Source organism: Amazonocrinis nigriterrae CENA67 (genome assembly GCF_016056305.1).
In the GTDB taxonomy this organism is placed as follows: Bacteria; Cyanobacteriota; Cyanobacteriia; order Cyanobacteriales; family Nostocaceae; genus Amazonocrinis; species Amazonocrinis nigriterrae.
On the sequence record NZ_JAECZC010000039.1, the window covers coordinates 1 to 21,168 of the forward strand.

Genomic DNA, 21,168 nt, shown 5'->3' on the forward strand with positions numbered 1-21,168 from the left:
ATCTTCTGCTGCCATTGTGGAGGAATAAGGTAAACTCATGCCCATGGCCTCGAAAGCTGAGGACATGGTGTTAGCTGTGTACATGCCACCGCAGGAACCTGCCCCAGGACAAGCCTGACTTTCTACTGCTAATAGTTCTTTTTCGTCAATTTTGCCTGCACTGTATTCACCAACGGCTTCAAAAGAACTGACAACGGTTAAGTCGCGTCCGTTGTAGTGACCGGGTTTAATTGTGCCACCGTAGACGAAGATACCAGGGATATTCATACGAGCGATCGCTAGCATTGCCCCTGGCATGTTTTTATCGCAACCACCTATGGCTAGTACTCCGTCCATGCTTTGCCCACTACAGGCGGTTTCTATGGAGTCTGCAATGACTTCCCGTGATACTAGGGAGTATTTCATCCCTTCGGTTCCCATGGAAATTCCGTCGCTGATGGTGATTGTGCCAAATATTTGCGGCATTGCCCCAGCATTTTTGATGCCTATTTCTGCTCTTTGGGCTAGTTGATTGATTCCCATGTTGCAGGGGGTGATTGTGCTGTAGCCGTTGGCTATACCGACTATGGCTTTGTTGAAATCTTCGTCTTTAAAACCTACTGCACGCAGCATAGCTCGATTTGGCGATCGCTGCACTCCTTGCGTCACTACTTGGCTTCTTAAATTCTCTGACATTGTTTTTCCTTGGGTGCCATCATCGCAACTGTTGCGATTGTATTATCTAATTTTCTCATGCATACGCAGCACCGAAAAGATTGGGGGGCAAGGGAGATGGGGAAGATAGAGGAAATGAGGGAGCAGAGGTGTAGGGGTGCAGGGGAGAGTGGCGAGGTTGAACATTTTAGCCTGAAGCTTGAGCCTTTGAGCTTAAAACTTGAGCCTTTTAACTTGAAGCTTGCGACTTTTAGCCTGAAACTTGCGCCTTTTAGCTTGGAGTTTGAGCTTTTTAGCCTGAAACTTACGCCTTTTAGCCTGAAGCTTGCGCCTTTTAGTTTGAAAATTGCACCTTTTAGCCTGAAACTTGAGCTTTTTAGCCTGAAGCTTGCACCTTTTAGCTTGAAGCTTGCGCCTTTTAACTTGAAACTTGCACCTTTTAACCTGAAGCTTGCACCTTTTAACCTGAAACTTTAAGCTCTAACTATTCTCCTGCTCTGTTTTATGTGGAACAGCTTAGAGTTTCCTAATTTCATACGAAGTTGCCAACAGAAATAGCATCTAGAAATGGTTTAGTAACATCTCCCTCATCCCCTCATCCCCCTCATCCCCCCGCTACCTTTGAATGCAACTCGGTATCACTATTGCTCCCATGCTACTTGAAAAAAGTCTCGCTCGCAAAGCATAGCATAACGGTAAGTTGAGTGAATTAACGTATTGGCTGTAGCGTAATTTTCTACCAAATCTTCTAATTGTTGTGCTAGTGGCTCAAATTCTGAACTGCTGTATGTACGAATCCAATCTGCGTATTGATGATTAGGAATGCCATTCTTAGCCAATTGTTCTCCCAAAAAGGCATAAAGACGCATACAAGGAGACATAGCCGCAGCAGTTACCCCTACATCCCCACCCCAGGCAGTAGCTAACAAAAAATCAGTATAGCGACGAGTGGCGGCTCCAGGTTCCACCAAGTGCAAATTAACTCCCCATTGAGAAGCATAGCCTTCATGCAATTGGAGTTCTTGCAAAACTCCACCAGCCAAGTTGTGAAATGTCCTAAAACCCACCCAATCAGGTGATTTAGCAGCGGCGATACTATAAGCACGAGCAAAGGCTTGCAAGAAAAAAGCATCTTGTCCTACATAGTAGGCAAACTTTGCCGATTCCAGAGTTCCATTACCAATACCTTGCACAAAAGGATGCTCTAAACAAGCTTGTGCTAAATCTTGATTTGCTGCCCACAATTCAGTAGATAAATTCATCACTCATCAAAGATTGCTCGTAAAAATAATTCGTAATTGTTAATTCGTAATTGTAATCAATGTTGGCTATGAACTTTCTAGTAATTGAAGACCACGTATAAAAATTCAGTGCTTTTTCTCTAGCCTCTTAAATTACGAATTACGAATTACGAATTACGAATTACTTCAAGCGGGATTATTTGTTTCTTGAAGTTCTTTGACTGGTTCGTCAACTACTGACTCTGGCTGTGATGCTGGTTCGCCAACTACTGACTCTGGCTGTAATGCTGGTTCGTCAACTACTGACTCTGGCTGCGGTGCCTGTTCCTCTTCTTCCTCTGGCAAACCGTAAATTGACCTGTATAACTTCACATATTGCTTGGCAGATTGATACCAACTGAAATCTTCGCTCATGCCACGTTTCTGGAGTTCTTGCCATTGGGGTTTGAAACGGAAGCCTTCCCAAGCCCTAATCATGCAGGTAAACAAGTCTAGGGGTTCATAACGGTCAAAGCAATAACCAGTACCAGCTGCATTCATCGGGTCATAGTGCGATACTGTATCAACTAATCCCCCTGTACGGCGAACAATAGGCACAGAACCGTAACGCAAAGCCATCATTTGGCTGATACCGCAGGGTTCAAAACGGCTAGGCATTAAGAAGGCATCAGTACCAGCATAGATGCGGCGTGACAGAGCATCGTTATAAAGTAGGTAAGTTGCCATGCGTCCAGGATAGCGGGATGCTAGCTGCCACATTTGAGTTTCATAGTAGCGATCGCCTGTTCCTAAAAGTACAAATTGGGCATCTGTATACGCCAAGAAGCGATCCAGAATTTGTATTACTAAATCAAGTCCTTTTTGTTCTACTAACCTTGTCACCATGCCAATTAAGAAGGCATTAGAATTAACTTCTAATCCTACTTCTTCTTGCAGAGAAACTTTATTAGCTTTGCGTTTTTCTAAAGTATCAGCTGTAAAAGTTTGAGCAATGTATTTATCATTTGCTGGGTTATAAACCTCGGTATCAATACCATTAACAATCCCAGATAATTTACCACTTATAAAAGACAGCAAACCTTCTAATGTTTCACCATAAGTCGCTGTTTTGATTTGTTCAGCATATGTCGGAGAAACTGTATTTACCCTATCAGCATATTGCACCGCCGCTGCCATTGTGTTGTGTCCTTGCATATACCAAGGACACCAAGTAATTTTTTCCAAATACCAACGCCACGGGCCTTGATAAGCCAAGTTATGAATGGTAAAAACAGTGGTTATATCTGGATCTTGGTGCAGCCACACAGGAATCATACCTGTGTGCCAATCGTGGCAATGGACAATTTCTGGTTTCCAGTAATTCCAGCAAAATTCAGCTGCACCATTAGCAAATAAGGTAAACCGCCAGTGTTCATCTTCCCCATCATAAATCCGACGAGGCGTGAAGGCAGGATGTCCAAATAAGTACAAGGGAACATCAGTACCAGGCAGAACACTTTCGTAAACGGCAAAGTCCTGGAACATGGCATAACCCCACCAAATAGGGTCTTTGGGAATCTCCATTTTGTCTGGTAGGAAGCCATAGTAAGGCATGAATATTCGCACATCATGCCCCATTTGTCTTAAGATTTTGGGTAATGCTCCCACAACATCACCCATTCCTCCTACTTTCGCAACGGGAGCTGCCTCTGCTGCAACGAATAGAATTCGCATGGTAATTTTATTTTCCCCAGTTTTGGTTAGATAGTTGTCAGTTGTTGGTTGTCAGTTGTCATTTGTCAGTTGTTGGTTGTTGTTGACCACTGACCACTGACCACTGACCACTGACCACTGACTACTTATCTAATCACATCGCTTGCTCAATAATTTAAGAACCTCGCTGAATTTCAGCAAAGATTTCTGAGAGAATTTCTTGCGCTCCCTGTTGCCGTAGCAAGTGTGCTAGTTCTGTACCAATGGCTTCGGCGTTGCTGGCTTTGCCAGTGATGGTGTCTTTTACCAACTTTTGACCATCCACACTAGCGACTATACCTGTTAAGGTTAAATTATCACCTTCAATTTCTGTATTTACACCAATAGGTACTTGACAACCGCCTTCTAGATCCCGTAAGAATGCTCTTTCGGCAAGACAACGATCGCGTGTTGGGGGATGTTCGATAGCTTTGAGTAGGGAGATTAATTCAGTATCGTCAGCACGACATTCTATCCCCAACGCTCCTTGTCCAACGGCGTGGAGGGAAACTTCTTTGGGTAGAATTTGATGGATGCGATCGCTCATTCTCAATCTTTCTAACCCTGCTGCCGCTAAAATCAAAGCATCGTACTCGCCTGCATCCAGTTTGGCCAAGCGTGTGTTCAAGTTGCCCCGCACATCTTTAAATGTAAAGTGAGGAAATTGGTGGCGTAACTGCGCTAGTCGCCGCAGTGAAGATGTACCAATGACCGCACCTGCTGGTAAAGTGTCAATTTGCTTGTCTTTGTACTTTTCATGCACTACCAAAGCATCTGCTGGGTTTTCCCGTTCTGTAATTGCTGCTAAAGTTAACCCTTCTGGTAATTGAGTCGGCAAATCCTTGAGGGAATGAACTGCAAAGTCAATGTCTCGGTTGAGCATTCCCACTTCCAGTTCTTTGGTAAACAGTCCTTTATCACCAATCTTGGCTAATGCTACATCCAAGATTTTGTCGCCTTGGGTAGACATGGTATGGACTTCAAAAGAAATATCTGGAAAGCTTTTCTGGAGTTGCTCTCGTACCCAGTAGGTCTGAACCAAAGCAAGTTGGCTTTTACGAGAACCAATACGGATAGTGCGGGTGGCACTAGAGATAACTGAAGTCATAAAACAATATGTCAAACCAGGCGATAATTTCACTTTCATCTAGACTACCGCAGTGGGTGCCTTACCGGATTGCGATCGCTTAATTAACCTAAAATTTATTTTTATTGTCTTTACATTTATTTACATTATTTCAATTCCTAACTACTAAACGGCAGTTGCGAAGGCTGTCGGCAAAGCGCGATAGCGCACTGCCTCCTCCTAACTCTTCACTCCTCCCTCAAAACTACTGTTAAAGGTCGGCTTGGAGATATCCTTGTAATTCTTGGGTGCGCTGTTTTGTGTTTTTTTCGAGACAACCTAAATAAATAGAAGGAGCAATAGTTCCTCCCTCATATTCACTTTTCTCAAACTCACAGCTGGCATCTCGGAACTGAATCCATGCTGACTGTGCAGCAATCAATTTCTGTTTTCTAGACCTTGACAACTTGGGTAGCAATTGTTGATAAAGCTTATTTAGTTTCTGATCAGCATTTTGATAAGATAACTGGGCACATCTATTAATTTCTAATTGAGTTTGAGCATTATTGCAATTGAGCTTCTGAGCTAATTGGATTTTACTGGCAGCAATTACTGTGTGAATATTCAAACAGCTGAAACTTGCCATACTGGCACACAAGAGTAATAATTGACGCATAGCAGAATTTTCTGTGTAAATATAGGGAGAAGATACTAAAGTATCAGACATTGTTGTGATGTGCAAAGTAAATTTGCAACATCCTTACCCTTACTCTTAATCCTCAGCATATTTACGCTGAGAATAATTTGCTATTTTATTGTTATAAGCTGAAGTTTTGATTTCTATGAATCGCTCTGCCTGCCTGATATTTAATCCAGTTGCGGGTCAAGGTGACCCAGAACAAGAACTGCTCCAAATTAGGACTTTGTTAGAGTCGGAAATTGACTTAGATATTTATTTAACAACAGAAGAAGTCGGCGCTGACGAACTGGCACGTGCAGCAGTAGAACGGGGTGTAGATGCGATTATAGCTTCCGGGGGCGATGGTACTCTCTCAGCAGCAGCAGCAGCAGTAGTAGCCACTGATATTCCGTTTGGTATCATTTCTCGCGGTACAGCCAATGCTTTCGCCACAGCTTTAAGAATTCCAGATACAATCGAAGCAGCCTGTCAGACAATATTGCAGGGATTTACCAAGAATGTAGATGTAGCTTATTGCAATGGTCTGCCCATGGTACTGCTAGCTGGTATCGGTTTTGAGGCTGAAACTGTAGAAAAAGCAGACCGAGAAGCCAAAAAGCGCTTCGGAATCATGGCATACATCTTAGCAGGAATCCAGCAACTCCGGGAATTAGAGAGTTTTGATGTAGAGATTGAAACCGAGGATAAGATAATTAAAACTACTGCCTCAGCAGTGACAGTGGCAAACGCTGCCCCTCCCACTTCAGTATTAGCTCAAGGCCCAGCAGGTATCATCTATGATGATGGATTATTAGATTTAACAATAGTAGCTCCAGCAAGTAAAGCCGGAGCGATCGCTGCTACATACCATCTGTTTCAAACAGCTTCTTCAGGGACTGCCGCAGAAAGAGATGACATCGGCTACCTACGAGCCAAACAAGTCAAAATTACCACAGACCCACCGCAAAAGGTTGTCTTAGATGGTGAGATGATTGGCACAACACCCATTGAAGTTGAGTGTGTACCAGCCGGCTTAAGGATTTTTGTGCCATCAGTAGAAGAAACTGAGCCTGCGGAAAAACTAGAGGGACTGCCAAATTTGAGTATTGAATTGAAAAACCCATCAGAGGAGTGAGGGAAATTGGGAATTGGTGAACCAGCGCGGTGAGGTAGCCTCCATCTTGGACGCCACTTGACGCCAGTCGCAAAGACAAGGCAGCGCGTTCGGTCGCCAGACTTGAAGCGACTGCCGCGCAAAGAAAAGAACGCCAAGAATGACTTTTGCAAGAGGTCTAGTCATTAGTCATCAGGAGCCAGTGCGTTGGACGGCTCTGCCGGCAGCCGCGCAACTGGCGTTCATCAGTCATCAGTCAACACAATTAGATATTGTTGCCTGTAACTGACTCTCTAGATTTGCACGCAACCACAAATCTGCTACCGACCAAACCCAGAACTTGTTTGGAGGTTCCACAAAATCTTCTTGTTTATGGGTCACGATCGCATCCAGTTGACGATCGCTGACACAGATTAACTCTACAGCAGATTCAAAATCTTTCACTCTTAGCGATCGCGCTTTTTGCAAGATAGTCTGATCAACAACACATATTTGAATTTTTTCTTGTAACCAATTGACTACTATCTCAGCAATATTACTATTATTGCAACGACTGGTATAAGCGTCAATTTTTTCCCAGCCCACATCTGTTAAGTGCATCTGAATCGAGGGATGTACCATGTCCAATAATTTTCTGACATCTTCTCCAAATTCATGACGATTCATCAAAGCTTCTAATATTAAATCAGTATCTACTAAAATCCTGATCACTTTTTACTCCCCTTATGAACCGATAAATCTAGTGTCAGAAAGCTGCTGATATGAATTTAGTGAAATCGCTAATGCTAATAACTTATCAGTAGCCAATTGTTTGGCTATTAACAAATGAATACGGAAACTGACAATGAAAACCATGTAAACATAAACATTTATTAGCTTGATAGCAGCCTTTTAACTTGGCATGGACATAATTAAGTACAACCTGAAAGAACCATATTTCAGATAAGATGTCAAATTTATCAAAAGATAAAGATATAAATGTTGTAAAAATAAAAACAGGCTTTAACATTGCTCTGCCTGACATTGACGATAAATTAATTAGACGACAAATATTTTTTTGTAGTTCCAAGCGATAACAAGTATCTTTGGTTAGCCAAATGTGTAAAAGTAAAATGAAAGGGGAAAGAGAAAAACAACAAGGAACAATATCAGTTTTGGTAAAAATACTCAATAATGCAAATCTATGAGCAATTTTAAGAGATATAGGGTATTCTTCAATTATTAAACTGGTTACTGATATAACCAGAGTATGTTGTATGTCTGAGTCTGCGATTACAGTTACTGTCAAATTGTTTGCTGCTTATCAAGAAGCCTATGGGGTTTCGGAACTAGTACTGGAATTTCCTCATGGTATCCCAGTCAAAGCGGTGTGCGATCGCCTCATTGTCGAACACCCCGAACTAACCCAATGGCGTGAACTCACACGCTTTGGGATTAATTTGATATTTGTGGAACCAGATACCCTCCTGCAAGATGGTGATGAAGTAGTATTGATTCCCCCCGTCAGCGGTGGCTAGTCAAAAAGTATTGAATTAGGGACTGGAGAGATGAGGGAGATGAGGGAGATGAGAAAATGAAAGATGGAGAGACAGCTGACCCTTACGGGTGACGCTCCTGCGTCGCTAACGCTGCGCTAACGGCAGTTGCTTCAAGTCGGGGAACCGCAAGAGCGCACTGCCTCACAACTGACTCCAAACTTTCCCCTATTTCACCTTAGTACGGAAGCGAACAAAACCATAAGAACTAGTTGGTGTACCAGAACTAGTTGCTGGCGGTAGATTGGGTAAATCTGGACTTCTGGTAATATTTACAGCCACAGCGCCATTAGTGTTAGCACCACAGTATGAAGGTGTAGCTGGGTCGTTAGCAGGATAAAAACGGCCGCGATCGCTAGTATCTTCTACATTGGTAAGATAAACCGTAGGTGTATTAGAACCAACAGCCAAGGCAATACCTTGATCAGCTCCTGCTAAACCACCATCACTAGGACTTTGACCATTAAAAGCAGTGCTAATAAAAGCAGTATTGCTAGGAACCAAATCACAGAATTTGACATTAGTAGCATTATTCGGCCCCTTAGAGAGGAAATAGATAGTGTATTCCACCTCATCCCCTGGCTTCACAGTGCCAGCATTAATTAATCCTCGTAAGTAGCCAGTAGGCCATTTGTCATCGTTATCGTCAGAAGCATAAGGTTCTGGTACATAGTTTGCAGCATCACTAGGAACGTCGCTACGACCATCTACAATGTCTGTTAAATCTTGATTATTAATGCGCGTGATGCGTTTAATCAACAAAAGCTTTGCATTAGGCGTAACAGCGCCGTTATTGTTTTCACCTACGCTGGTAATACGACTACCGATAGTATCAGTATCTCTAGTTGGCAAGTAATTTGGACACCTTGCGCTAGCATTTTTGCTGGTAGTTGCTTCCCAACAAGCACTGCTATTACTATCCTGACCATTTGGAGTCAAGCTGATGGATTGACCATTGCTACTGCCAGCTAAAGAGGACTGATAGGTATTGTCCCACAGATTCAGAGAACTCAAAGGAGGCGTATTGACTGCGCTACCACTGCCATAGGCAACATAGTCGATAATTTTATTTTGGTTATCGTACAACCAAACATCATCACCAGAGTTATTGAGTTTAGGAGTCTGTCCCAACCAAGTTTGAAAAGCTGCTCCTGTTGCTTGCTGGTTGGGTTTATTGTTTCCAATCCAAATCACAGCATATTGTCCTGGTTGTAAAGTTGTACCATTGGGAAACGTATAATTAAACCCGCCAGCACCATCAGTACTATTAGCGATGAGGTTGCCATCTGCTAGCTTCACACCACTCAAATCTACAGCAGACGAAGAAGCATTATAGAGTTCAATAAACTCATCATTAGTGTCAGCAGAAATAGTAGTATCTGTTTCGTTATATAGAACTTCGTTAATGATGACTTTGCCTGCTAATGGTGAAACTTGATAATTGAGAGCATTTAATGCTGTGAACAGCGTCGGGTCATCATCCCCAGTTTTACTAGGATCATTTCCTAAGTCCACCTTATCGTCAACAATTTGTGAGAAATAATTGCCTACAGTGGGAGAGTTAGTAGTACTACCAGCAGAGTCTGCATCCGTGAATACTGTACCAACTGTTCCTGTAGGATTATCTGGAGTATTGAACTGTGCGCTTGCTTGGTTACTAATGGAATTGCCACCATTAGCATCGTTAATTGTGGCAGTAATCTTAATAATGATGGTATCGCCTACACGCAAAGTACCAGAATTGGTGACAGCACCAGAACCTTTGTAATTAGGATTGAGAGTGATGTTATTCCCCGCAGTAGCATTTGTAATTGTTGCACTTCCATAGGTTAACTGTGAAGGCAAAGAATCGTAAATAACAAAATTAATTGCATCACTATTACCTGGCTTTAGATTTGAATAAGTGATAGTGTATTCGACGGTATCACCCACAGTCACAGTGCCGCTACCATCATTGTCAGCCAGGAAGCGAACAGACTTGGTTCCTTGCACATTTGCTCGCTTGTCTTGGGTAATCACCAACGGAGTTAGTATTGCTTGACTGGGGAAGTATGTCCAGGTGTCTATCCCCTTAAAATCACCATAGTTGCTATTAAACTCATGTTCTCCTGTGGCACTATTTATCCCTCTAGAAGCATTACGGGGATTAGTTGCTCCCGTACCATCTAAATTAATCACTGCTTTATTGGCAGTGGTGTAATTGCTGTCATTGTAATAAACTGTCGTTGGGCCAATTGCTTGCCCATTTTGATCCGAAATGTTAGGAAATGCACTAGGAGGGTTTTCCATCGTAATCTTGAACCCCTGAGGATTATTCTCAGCATCCAACATTGGAAAATGATATTCGCCTGCCCTAGTAGTAATTTGAGCATTGTAAGGTGCATTACTTGGTAGGGGTTGTAGATTTACCCCATTAGCATCCTTGCCATCCCAAAACACCACAGTAGAGTTAGAAGATAGGATGTTTTGTAGCACGCGATCGCTACTGGGGTCAAAAATACCATCATTATTAGTGTCAATAATAATTTGATAGCTGCCGCTAGAGCCAGAATTAAAGCTAAAATAGCCACCTACCCCAACATAAGTTTGGTTTCCACTCGCTCCATTTGCTCCAGTAAATTTAAAATTAGTAGGTAGTGCTGGAAGAGTTGCTTGTGTGGCAATCCCCAAGTAATTGAGCGTTGCATCATCAGGTCGGTTGAAAAAAACTAAATGTGTAATGTTTGTTGCAGTATCGGCAACATTCGGATTTTGGACTTGCACACCCCCATTGAAGATGAGGTTATTGTTAGGAGAGTTGGCAGAGCGATAAAGAGTGGAACCATCACTGTCAAGATATCCCCGGTTATTAGCAAAAAAGATAAAGCCGTAGGGGTCGATTCCATTCATATCGGTTTCATACCGATACCCATCTTTAGTTTGAATATAAAGCTTAGAGTTGAGTGCTATATCAGCAGGAGCGCCGTTTTTACCAGCATTTCCCCCCATATTCAGGGCGATGTAATTGGTAAACACCCTTCCTTTTTGGGAATTTCCGTTACTATCTCTGACTGTAATATCCCAAGCCGCCACCCCCATACCCTGCGTGTTATCTGTAGGAAATGCTTCCGATGTAGTTTTTGGTAGGGGGTCGCTACCACTGGTTTTAGGCGCATGAAATTCAACTTCGTAAATACCCGTTTCTGTAGCAGTGAACTTACAAGGTGTATAGCCGCCAACATTAGGTAAAGGCCCTGCTGATTCTTTGGCTATAGTGTCAATAAAGCCGAAGCCAGAAGTCTGAACATCACACGATCCATTTTGACCTCCAAAGGGACTACTGTAAACAATATCTTGAGTTCCATTAGCGCTACTAGCCACACTAGAGCCAAGATTAACAATTTCTCCTTTTTGGACGAAAACCTTAAGCTTTGTTTGTCTAGTAATATTTGCAGTAGTTGAGCTAGACCATTCTATATAAGGTCGATATCCACCATCAGCAACTAACTCTTTGCTTCCCTCAGCCCAACTAGGTTGTATACCTTGTCCCAACACACACAGAACAAAAGCCAAGCTACCTAGCGTCCTTTTTTGCAGTCTTCTTTGCGCCTTTGCGCCTTTGCGTGAGCTTTTCATACTATCAGAGTGCAACGCTAAAATATTTATCTAACCAGGACATTCAAAGATTTCATTAGCTGTTGTGAGTGCGTAGACACGAAGTGGCTTGTCGTTAGACACCGCCTGCTTTGAGTTTGCCCAAAGTCAGGTAAAATCTAGCATCATCTCTTAACTTCCTACTTCCCCACACCCTTAACTGCTTCCTGCACCGTAGATTCACTTTGCTGTGGTGGCGGAATTTTTTGCTGTCCAAAGCCATCAAATAACTCATTGAGTTTCAGGGTTAAACCCAAATAAGGGCCGCCTGCGGAACGTGTCCCAGAAAAATCCCGGTCATCGACATTACCAAACACATATCCAGCAGCAAGGCGCAAATTTGGACTGAGGTAATAACCTGTTTCCACAACAAAACCTGTCTCAGTGTAGTTAGACTGACCAATCCAACGAGCTTCACCCACCAAATCCATGCTGTATCCTAAGCGATAAGTAGCCCGCAATTGTGCCAAATTTACTGTACTTGTACCCGCTAAATCGTTAGCCAAGTAAGAAGTACTATTACGCAACGCATACTTTCCGTAAAATTCCCATTGCCAGTTAGGAGCGTAAATAGCTTCTAAAGCAAAAGTATGGTCTTCAGACCCCGTACCACTACCTAACAAGATAGTGTCAGGAGTGACTGCGGGATTTTGGCGATATTCATAACGCAACAAAGCATTAAATTTATCGTCGTTAGGGTCGCGGTAAGCTAAACCCACCTTCAGGTTAACTGTATCTCCCAGCCCTGTAAGCTTTTGGTTAGAAGAGTTTGCCTGTTGATAACGCACCAAGCCAGTCAAAGCAGGGGAAATTTTACCAGTGGCCGCTGCGGAAATCACGGTGTTAGAACCACCAGAAGAAGTACGATGTTCATAACGAGCGCTAGCTTGAAACTCTGGATTATCACTATATTCCAGTCCAACGCTGTAGCTATCGCCACCCTCAAAACCGATCGCAGAAGCAGATTGACCAACGGCAAAGGGTTGGGCATATTGTTGACCTGCTCCTGTCCGTCCCAAGAAGTTGCCAAAAATATGTTCATAAGCCAAATTCAACCGCAAGCCAGGAGCAATAGTCCAACGATTATTCAAACCAATTGCTCCTTGAGTAGTTAGTTGATTTGCACCTCCTAAAATTGTGTAACGACCAGTCAAGGTAGTATCGCGCCCCAGTTTGTGTTCGCCGTTGACACTTAAGCTGGTAATCGAATTACCATCATACTGGCCGCTAGTATAAAATTGTTGGGCAAGACTGATATTAACACCAGGTATTGCTGCCCAATTCAAGCCTAAGACGGTACGGTCTGGATAGACGCTATCCTTTTCGGAAGATAAAGTTAGCTCATTTTGGGCTTGAAAAGTTAAATTTTTAGCGATGGGAACAGTAAAACGCGATCGCAACTGATCAGAAGTACTACTGAGGGCGTTGGTAGCGATACGGTCTTCCCGATCACGATGAATCCAATCCACATCAACAGTAGCTTTACCTAAGCGTTGTTGAATTCCCGCAGAAATCGTGGTCAGTGAATTATCAACTTTGCTCCCTGGTATGGCCTCAGAACGCGGTGCAAATAGTTCTTCAAAAGTATCTAGCGGTTGTGGTGCAATACCAAAATTGTCTTCGTGGTCGTATTGCACCCGCAAATTCGTAGTTGAGGTCAATTTACCTGTAAGCTGCGCTCCATAACGAGTTTGTCCTGGTACAAAGCTGATAGTGGCATTATTAGCAAAACCTGTATCGGCATAACGATAATAGGCACGACCTTGAATACCATTGGCAATTTTACCCTCGGCTTCCAAACGGTAAGCTTCACCACTTACCTTTCCCATCACGTTGGAATCATTAGTGGAATGAGCATATTCTGCGATTAACTTGCCGTTGTCACCCAAAGCTATCAATGCATCTGCACCGTAGAGTTGAAAGTCACGCACCCCTTGGTTTTCTTGCACAAAAGTAGCTGCTAACCAGCTTTCCTGGTTGAGAGTGCGAGAAAGATGATATTGCAAGCGACCAGCAAAGATATTACTGTCAGAGTTTTCACTATCGTATTGATAACTAACTACAATCCGGCGTACTAAGACTTGTCCGGCTTCGTCTATATCGGTGCGGAGGATAGGTTCACGGAATAATAAAGTGCCGCGATCGTAATCGATTTCGTAGTCTGAGCCTCGGCTTAGCTGTTTACGTTCCAGTACAGTACCAGGACGATTCAGTTCTTCTAACTCAATAAAGACATTTTCACTACCTCCAACCAATAGCCGACGAGAGAGGAAGTAGTAGCCACTGGTGCCATCAGGAGCAATGGTATCGCGTTGAAAACCTTCTAGATGGTCGCCATAGAAACCTGTAAATTGTAAATTACCCAAGTTATAGTTAGCTTTAAAACCGTGGAGTTGACGCGTAATAGAAGTAAATTGCTGTGAAGAGCGGGCAAACTCCTCAGTATCATAGTCACCCCACATGGCATAATCAGGTGCGGCTCCAGGGATGTTAGTAGAACGCTCAAAACGTGCAAATACACTGTCAATGGAAGGTGTGACAACATCAACTTTCGAGCTATCACCGTAGACAGGATAGTTGCGATCGCTAAATTGCTGAGTTCTAAATAGGCGATTATCGCAATTACAATCTTCGTTCAGGTTGCGAGAACTATTGTAAGCACCAGTAAATAACCACTCTCCAAGAGTACCCGTAGCAAATACCGCTGAGTGGAAATCTAATTGCGTTCTGGTATCTTTGTCAGAACGCAAGAAATCGCGGAAACTACCGTAGTAATCTGTACCTCTAGCGCCCAAACGTAAATCCACTACCCCAGTCACTAAACTAGGACGCAACGCTGTTTCAAATTGCAGTTGAGTAAAGGCTTCTAAATCATTAGCGATTGCCCGAATTCGCACAGTTTGCGCCTTCAAATCTGATCGCAAAGTAGCTGTGAATTGTCCATTACGGGCTTCTACTTGGTATCCTGGTTGATCGGGTTTGAAATCTGGTTCAACAAACTCTCCAGCAGTCGATATTAAAGTGACAACAGCATCTTGGTTAGAACGATTACCATTGCGATCTATAAGTTGACCCCGAACTGTAGCTGTAGAACGTCCATCAGCCGGGATACGAGCTTCAACCGTTTCTAGTGTTAGTTGCTGCAATCCTCCCCGTACTGCTACCCGCACCGTTACAGAAGGCTCTGCTCTTCCTACCACTTGGGCAGAAATGATGTTTTCACCTTCTTGTAAAGAGACGCCATACCATGTCTGCGTTACTAACTTCTTACTGGCATCACTTTCTGTTCGTCCAACTAAAGAAGGGTCTACCACAACACCATTTACTTTCAGTTCTACCTGATTACCAGCCGGGAATTGTACTATCACCGTGGTAGCTGGTACGTCGATCACGCTGTCAGCTGTTGGTGTCAGAATTTTGATTACTGTTGAACTTGGGGAAGCCTCCGTATTTTCTTTAGCCTCATCACCCTTGCTCTGTTTTGCCGCTATTTTGCGTAAGCCTCTGGGCAACTCGGCAGAATTTTCTGGTTGGAATGGTTGTATTTTAGTTGAGGAAGCTGTATCAGCTATTTTTCTTAAGCCTCTTGGTAACTGTGTATCAATTGCTGGTTGAAACGGTTTTATTTGCTTTCCAAGGGCATCTGGTACAGACTTCTCGCTCTGCATTTTCCTATCAGCAGCTAGTTTAGATTCCACTGTCTTTTGAGTATGAATGGTGTTAGTCTCAGCTTGACTTATCTGAGTCTGTGGGTTGTCTTTGACTTCAGCATCGGCTATGACAGGATACAAAACAAAGCTGATGGCTCCTGCCATAGCTCCCATCAACTTCAGGTTAAAAGTAGTTGCACGGTGCATCCTGGATTTCATTTCTTGACTTGCTCCAATGAAGTGGGGGTGACTCCAAAGTTCATACGTACCAAGCCACCAGGCTCTAAACGCACCAAGCGAGATTGGCTATTGCGTTCGCGGAATTTTCGGTTGGGAGCTAGGGTGTAGCCAGGGACACTAGTAAGGTCTAATACGCCTGTGTGGCTTCCTGGTAAGACATTGGCTACAGAGAACAAACCATTGGGATCTGTGGTAATACGGTTACCGTCCTCTAGATAAATCACTGCATTGGCAACTCCAGGTTCACCAGGCTGCTGTTCGCCATCGAAGTTTTTATCCACAAACACGCGACCAATAATGGTGCCGCAATCAGAAACAATACCCGGTCTAATTTTTAACTGGTGGGTTGCAGGGCCGTCTTTGACGCTAAAACGATTGTCAGATCGAAGTGCATTGACGATCGCACTATTGCGACCAGTACCGCGTTGGGAATCGTTCGTTAGTTGAGCTGCATAAGCAATATTCAGTACTTTCTCGGTTGGAATATTTATATTGGTGCGGAATGTGACTGTATTGCCACTACGTTCTGAGGTAATGGTCACTTGTTGACCGTCTATCTCTCCCCGCACAGATTTAGCTAGGAAGTTGAATCCTAAAGGTAAGTTGTCGGTGATAACAACATTGTTCAAATCAGTATCAGCCAAATTTCTCACCGATAGGCGGTAGATGACCGTATCACCAGGTTCAGCAGTAGCGCGATCGCCTGTTTTGACAAGTTGCACTTGATTGGTTTGACACAGATTTGTGGTTAACTCAAAGGCTACTAAGTTTAGTCCTACTAATTCCGCATTGGGAACTAAAACAACTGTGCCTTGCAGTCTGGTTTCACCTTGGAGACTAATTGGTTGACCATCTAAAGAAGAAGCAACATATTGGATAACACTATTATTCGTGCCAGTATTGCCAATAATTTCAATCTTGATCCGCCGTTGCTGGTAGATCGAGTTTCCTGGTGGATTAATTACCAAAATATATGTTTTACCTGGATCGGTTTGACCCTTATTTGGATCGAGTAGAAAGTTATAGACACCAGCTGGATTATTTGTAATAAAGTAGGGATTACTATTTTCAATATTTGGCGATTTGCCGCCAGGAATATTGTTATTAGGAATATCAGGTAACTCTGTGCGAGTTAGAGAAGCCAATTGTCCTAATTCTGTTCCTGTGGGGTCGCCAGGGTTAGGTTCGTAGACGCCAACTGAAAAACCTGTATAGTCAGGTAAGACCGTACCCGCACAGCCTAAAATTCGTCCTATTGGGTCAACTAATGGATTAGGATTCAGGTTAAGTTGGCTAGAAGCTCCTTGATATTGAGCATCAGTGGCAGGATCTGTATAAGTATAAGTAGCTTGATTCGTAATGTTTAATGTAGATTGACTTTGTTGCGCTTGTACTGGCACAGATATATTGGTTTGCAGCAAACTTCCCAGCAGAACAGCCACTGTTAACCTCTGGCGCAACCTACTCATACTAGTTATCTGCTTTCGTTTTTGAGGACGGATCACTTAACTCATCTCCTCTGAATGCCATCTTATTTGTCAAAAAAAGCATTTTTGTAAACAGTAAAAATACATAGATATTGAATTGCCTTCCCCTTTAATAGGGAAGGGTGAGTTATATTTATCTTTCGTGTTTAATCCAACAGAGAACCGCCACAGCACAATACAATTCAGTCAAACTCTTCCTTTCTTCTGTGCGTGTTCTCTGCGCCTTTGCGGTAACCTGCGGCAAGCTGCTACGCGTCTACATTAAAAAGATTTACCGCACTTGAGTTTCATAAGTCGCTTTGACTGTAGTCTTCATCGCTACTGATGGCAGCTGTAAGCGAATGTTGGTATAAGCACTTGCTGGTGCTGGTTGAGTTTCTACTGTGCCGTTGGGGAGAGTAACTTTAACAGTGGGATTTTCTACAAAAGTGCGTCCGCCATCGATACTGTAACTAATCTTGGCATTGTTAGTCACATTGATAGATTTCAGCACGTATCCCATTCCTTTGGGAACAGGCTGATTTAGAGTCAGATTCTTAACTGGGCGATCGCTGTTATTCTCTGCTTTTAAGGTATAGCGTAACACATCTTTGGGTTGCACCACAGCTTCACCTTGCAAAGCTTGCCATTTCTGAATTTGCTTACCCTGCTGATCTTGTTTCACCACTTGCTTTTCTGCTTCTAGGCGTAGCTGTATTTGTGGTTGACTTTTGATATTCTGGGCAGTTGCGCTTCCAGACTGCCATAAAGAAGCCAATCCTGGCATTTGGCTAATTAATGAAACTGTAGCAACTAAAGCGATCGCTCCCACACCTGTAATATAAACACTCTTCATTTGATCACCTCTAGAAATTTCCCAAATTTTGCTTTTCAATTGCGGAAACTACTTAAATATTCGGCATAATCAATTTCAGTTTTTGCTTTGCCCTATGCCCGATCCTCACGAGTATATTTACTTCCGTCCAGCTTCTTAATTCACCTTGCGTTGGAAGGTAAGTGTTCTTTGCTCACCTGGCGTAACTTTGCCAGTAATACTATCTACATACTTCGTGACATCAGTAGTCACTGTGGTTCCAGTTTGGTCAATGCTAGAAGTATTAGCTGGGTTGTTACCGCTATAGAATTGGATGGTTGCAGCCCCAGAATCCTTAGCTGAACCTACGACATTGCTGGTATCAATTTGACCATTTTTATCGTTGTCTAGTGCCCAGTTGTTGGAACCAGCAGGAGTATCATCAAAGGTTGTGCCATCTTCAGTAATTACAACCTTGTCAGCATTCAAAATCACGTTACCACTGCCTGCTTGCGGATCAGAAATATTTTTGTACCGAATTTGATACTCAATAATATTTCCAGGTGCAGGTGTTCTTGGTACATCAGCGACGCTGGCATTTGGATCGATGCCATTGGTAGTTGGTGTAGACTCAAAGTTATCTTGACCTGTACCAACTGCTGGCCCGCTTCCTGGTAGCACTCGTGACAGTTTGAGCAGTTTTAAATAGCCAGTGTAGACGCGATCGATAGTGATGTTTTTACTATCAGGTGTATTATCTGCATTTGTATCAATCGAGGCTTCGATATAAACTGGGTAGCCAAATTCTTGATCGCCTGGATAGTCTGGGATGGTATCGGTTGACAGGGATGTGTTGCTTGGCAAATCAATTTCCACACCATAATTGATAGTTGCACCAGCAGCAACGTTAGGTATGGTAATTGGTGTACTGGCGGTTGCAAAGGTTCCTGTTCCTTGATCGTAAGTATAGACAGCAGACTGACCACCATAAGTAATAGTTACTTTAGTCTTATCCGGTAAATCTTTGGGGTTCGCAGGTTTAGTTGGCGTTAGTGTGATAGTGCCAGCGTTAGCGCCATTGTTTTTAATTGTGTTAGTGAATCCAACTGCTGCTGGGTCAATTTTCGTACCGGGTGCTGTACCAGCGGGAATCAAAGAAGATTTGTTAGTGAAGTCATCGTTGGTTAGACCTGATGGCCCAACAGCATCTGGTGCATTCTGTGGCCCGTTAAGTATCGCTGAATTAACAGGTGTTTGCAGTGTGAAAGTGTTTGCCTCACCGCTTGGGCCAGTACCACTGTTGTTGTTGCTTGAGTCTGTTCCTGTTTCCGGGGATGTTGGGTTATCAATATAGCCGTCATCAACACTGGTAGGCGGTAGAGTATCGGGGACACCATCATTATTGGTATCTGTACCTGTAGGTGGTGTCATACTACCTGGAGAACCATCGTAGTTACTGGGATTTTGATCGCCGGATTCGTCATATACTGGGGTGTTAGTACCAGGAGTTTGACCAAACAATTGAGCGATGTTAGCAACGGTCAAAGGTGAAGTTGCAGTTGATTCAACCCCTAGCTGAATCGAGAAGCCACTGACTGTGGCACCAGGAGCAATAGAAGTAATTGAAGATGGCTGATTGATAAAACCAACGCGGGTGATACCAGGGAGAGTGTCAGCACCTTTTAAGGGGAAGGTTTTCCAATTGGCTGTATTAGCATCAGTCGTAATTGTGTCGGTGGTGTAAACTGCTTGCCAACCAGGAGGTGGAGTTGGTGCAACTGCTAAATCTGTACCCGCAGGAATCGCATCAGAAACCAAGATGTAAGTACCGACCGTACCATCGACGTTGATGCTTGTACCCACTAGTGGTGCTGGAGTAATTCCTTGTCCTGTTGGGTCATTGGACTCCACCCGTACACTCAAATCGTAGGTGAGTTTGTCATCTGTAATTTGAGGTGTACCAGCATTGTTGTAAGTACTGCGAGTCTTTAAAATTGTAGCTAAAGTATAAGACTTGACAGTTGAACCTACCTTAATTTGCTGGGTGGCGCTGGCTTCTCGCGTACCGTTCACTGGTAAACCAGGTACCTCACCAGGAGTACCATCAGGGTTATCGGCGGTATAAACGTCCCCACCATCGGGATTCCGCAGTTGGTTTTGAGCATTACCAGGAGTATTACCAAGGGTAACAGTAATTACGTCGTTGGTATTAGCGCCAGCTTGGACGGTAACTGGTACACGTACCAATACAGTACCACCAGGCGGAACCGAGGGTGTGAATACTTCTGTGCTAGTGATATTTTGCCAAGTTTTACCACCGTCGGTGCTGTATTGCAGGCTATTAGGTGTACCACCAGGTAATGTACCAGACACTGTACCCGGCCCAGTTGTTGAAGCTAAGTTAGGAATCCTAAATTGGGTGGGGTCGTTACCTACGTTTGTCAAAGTGTAACTATAGATGAGTAAATCGCCAATTCCAACAGTTCCACCGTTGCTATCTTCGACACCGGAAGGAGAGACAGTGATACCAGCAACTTCTGCTACTGTCACAACTACCGTGTTAGAGGTCGCATTTATTGTTGTTCCGGGACTGTTGGGATCTTCGTAGGTCGCAGTTGCTGTGTTGCTGATGGACTGACCAGCAGTTGTACCTTCAGCTAATACAGGTGCTACAAGCTGAAAAATTCCATTCGCTAATAATGCTGTTGCCACTAGAGAATGGTAAAGTTTACATCGTTTTTTTTTGCCAAATCGCTGCGAAAATTTCATCGAACTAGTGGAATTAATCGGTAGACTTTTATCTGAAAATAAAATGCATAATCTGCCTGAAGTCTCAGACCCAAACTTGAGTTTGCAGACATTCAGACACAAAAATATTATTTCGGAGCAATGATTACTGCTTGAAACTGTTAATAGCTAGCTTTTGTATGTACTCATAGCAGTACGCAATTTCTGATTGCGCTCTTCTAAGTTAGATTCCAAGAGTTTTTGGTTATTAACCTTAAACTTGTGATTTTCATCAATCAGGAATCTAATAGTAGAACCTTAAAACGAAGATCATCGAATTTGAAACAGTTTAATTACTGGTATTAAAATAAATCTTACCTTATGGAAAAACGTAATATTACTTAGAATAATAGCAAATTTATTTAAAAGCATTCTATAGATGATACCCAAGCTTAGTAATTACACATGGTTAAGCTTTAAGTATTAATTATGCTTAGCAACACGTAAAGTTATAAATTATTCTCTATGGTTTACGTACTCTGATGTCAATATTCTCTAGAATTTTTAATCAAACATACCCGACTAAATTTATCGGGTATGTTTGACTAGTATTTTTGC

Annotated in this window: 14 protein-coding genes; 3 read left to right on the forward strand and 11 right to left on the reverse strand. The window is 43.1% G+C overall.

Annotated features, from left to right (window positions below; all coding sequences use genetic code 11):
• A partial coding sequence (locus tag I8748_RS18995; protein WP_198126130.1) for a dihydroxy-acid dehydratase domain-containing protein occupies positions 1 to 675 on the reverse strand: 675 nt, incomplete at its 3' end.
• Positions 676 to 684: 9 nt separating this feature from the next.
• Here I8748_RS18995 and I8748_RS19000 point away from each other — a divergent pair.
• Positions 685 to 1,131: a hypothetical protein gene (locus I8748_RS19000; RefSeq protein ID WP_198126131.1), complete on the forward strand. Its 447-nt coding sequence runs from the start codon at positions 685 to 687 to the stop codon at positions 1,129 to 1,131.
• A 164-nt stretch (positions 1,132 to 1,295) separates the two neighbouring features.
• On the opposite strand, the gene I8748_RS19005 is transcribed toward I8748_RS19000, so the two are convergent.
• From I8748_RS19005 to I8748_RS19020, 4 genes are all read right to left on the reverse strand, one after another.
• A complete protein-coding gene (locus tag I8748_RS19005; protein ID WP_198126132.1) occupies positions 1,296 to 1,916 on the reverse strand; it encodes a TenA family protein in 621 nt (206 codons plus the stop codon).
• 165 nt (positions 1,917 to 2,081) lie between these two features.
• On the reverse strand, positions 2,082 to 3,608 hold the full coding sequence (gene glgA / locus I8748_RS19010) for a glycogen synthase GlgA (protein ID WP_225896470.1): 1,527 nt from the start codon (positions 3,606 to 3,608) through the stop codon (positions 2,082 to 2,084).
• Positions 3,609 to 3,762: 154 nt separating this feature from the next.
• A complete protein-coding gene (gene hemC, locus I8748_RS19015) occupies positions 3,763 to 4,734 on the reverse strand; it encodes a hydroxymethylbilane synthase (protein ID WP_198126133.1) in 972 nt (323 codons plus the stop codon).
• Positions 4,735 to 4,963: 229 nt separating this feature from the next.
• On the reverse strand, positions 4,964 to 5,419 hold the full coding sequence (locus tag I8748_RS19020) for a lysozyme inhibitor LprI family protein (protein ID WP_225896471.1): 456 nt from the start codon (positions 5,417 to 5,419) through the stop codon (positions 4,964 to 4,966).
• 115 nt (positions 5,420 to 5,534) lie between these two features.
• Between I8748_RS19020 and I8748_RS19025 the strand changes: the two genes are divergently transcribed.
• Positions 5,535 to 6,506: a YegS/Rv2252/BmrU family lipid kinase gene (locus tag I8748_RS19025; RefSeq protein WP_198126134.1), complete on the forward strand. Its 972-nt coding sequence runs from the start codon at positions 5,535 to 5,537 to the stop codon at positions 6,504 to 6,506.
• Between the two features lie 231 nt (positions 6,507 to 6,737).
• Here I8748_RS19025 and I8748_RS19030 read toward each other — a convergent pair whose 3' ends face one another.
• Positions 6,738 to 7,196, reverse strand: a complete 459-nt coding sequence (locus I8748_RS19030) for a PIN domain-containing protein (protein WP_198126135.1) — start codon at positions 7,194 to 7,196, stop codon at positions 6,738 to 6,740.
• 545 nt (positions 7,197 to 7,741) lie between these two features.
• Here I8748_RS19030 and I8748_RS19035 point away from each other — a divergent pair.
• Positions 7,742 to 8,002 (forward strand): MoaD/ThiS family protein, encoded by a 261-nt coding sequence (locus tag I8748_RS19035; protein ID WP_198126136.1) that lies wholly within the window; start codon positions 7,742 to 7,744, stop codon positions 8,000 to 8,002.
• Positions 8,003 to 8,188: 186 nt separating this feature from the next.
• Here the strand turns inward: I8748_RS19035 and I8748_RS35190 are convergent, their stop codons facing one another.
• The 5 genes from I8748_RS35190 to I8748_RS19065 all read right to left on the reverse strand — a co-directional run bounded on the left by I8748_RS35190 (position 8,189) and on the right by I8748_RS19065 (position 20,592).
• The gene (locus I8748_RS35190; RefSeq protein WP_225896472.1) at positions 8,189 to 11,635 is read right to left on the reverse strand and encodes a lamin tail domain-containing protein; all 3,447 of its coding nucleotides are present in this window, start codon (positions 11,633 to 11,635) and stop codon (positions 8,189 to 8,191) included.
• 158 nt (positions 11,636 to 11,793) lie between these two features.
• The gene (locus I8748_RS19050) at positions 11,794 to 15,522 is read right to left on the reverse strand and encodes a TonB-dependent receptor (protein WP_198126137.1); all 3,729 of its coding nucleotides are present in this window, start codon (positions 15,520 to 15,522) and stop codon (positions 11,794 to 11,796) included.
• A complete protein-coding gene (locus I8748_RS19055) occupies positions 15,519 to 17,012 on the reverse strand; it encodes a DUF11 domain-containing protein (protein WP_198126138.1) in 1,494 nt (497 codons plus the stop codon). The genes I8748_RS19050 and I8748_RS19055 overlap by 4 nt, the downstream gene beginning before the upstream one ends.
• Positions 17,013 to 17,301: 289 nt before the next feature.
• The gene (locus I8748_RS19060; RefSeq protein WP_198126139.1) at positions 17,302 to 17,865 is read right to left on the reverse strand and encodes a hypothetical protein; all 564 of its coding nucleotides are present in this window, start codon (positions 17,863 to 17,865) and stop codon (positions 17,302 to 17,304) included.
• Between the two features lie 135 nt (positions 17,866 to 18,000).
• Entirely contained in the window at positions 18,001 to 20,592 is a 2,592-nt protein-coding gene (locus tag I8748_RS19065; protein ID WP_198126140.1) for a DUF7925 domain-containing protein, read from the reverse strand.
• Positions 20,593 to 21,168: the final 576 nt, after the last annotated feature.

Coding starts and splice junctions, on each gene's coding strand:
- I8748_RS19005 (WP_198126132.1), bottom strand. CDS start 1,916: ATGAATTTATCTACTGAATTGTGGGCAGCAAATCAAGATTTAGCACAA.
- glgA (WP_225896470.1), bottom strand. CDS start 3,608: ATGCGAATTCTATTCGTTGCAGCAGAGGCAGCTCCCGTTGCGAAAGTA.
- hemC (WP_198126133.1), bottom strand. CDS start 4,734: ATGACTTCAGTTATCTCTAGTGCCACCCGCACTATCCGTATTGGTTCT.
- I8748_RS19020 (WP_225896471.1), bottom strand. CDS start 5,419: ATGTCTGATACTTTAGTATCTTCTCCCTATATTTACACAGAAAATTCT.
- I8748_RS19025 (WP_198126134.1), top strand. CDS start 5,535: ATGAATCGCTCTGCCTGCCTGATATTTAATCCAGTTGCGGGTCAAGGT.
- I8748_RS19035 (WP_198126136.1), top strand. CDS start 7,742: ATGTCTGAGTCTGCGATTACAGTTACTGTCAAATTGTTTGCTGCTTAT.
- I8748_RS35190 (WP_225896472.1), bottom strand. CDS start 11,635: ATGAAAAGCTCACGCAAAGGCGCAAAGGCGCAAAGAAGACTGCAAAAA.
- I8748_RS19050 (WP_198126137.1), bottom strand. CDS start 15,522: ATGAAATCCAGGATGCACCGTGCAACTACTTTTAACCTGAAGTTGATG.
- I8748_RS19055 (WP_198126138.1), bottom strand. CDS start 17,012: ATGAGTAGGTTGCGCCAGAGGTTAACAGTGGCTGTTCTGCTGGGAAGT.
- I8748_RS19060 (WP_198126139.1), bottom strand. CDS start 17,865: ATGAAGAGTGTTTATATTACAGGTGTGGGAGCGATCGCTTTAGTTGCT.
- I8748_RS19065 (WP_198126140.1), bottom strand. CDS start 20,592: ATGAAATTTTCGCAGCGATTTGGCAAAAAAAAACGATGTAAACTTTAC.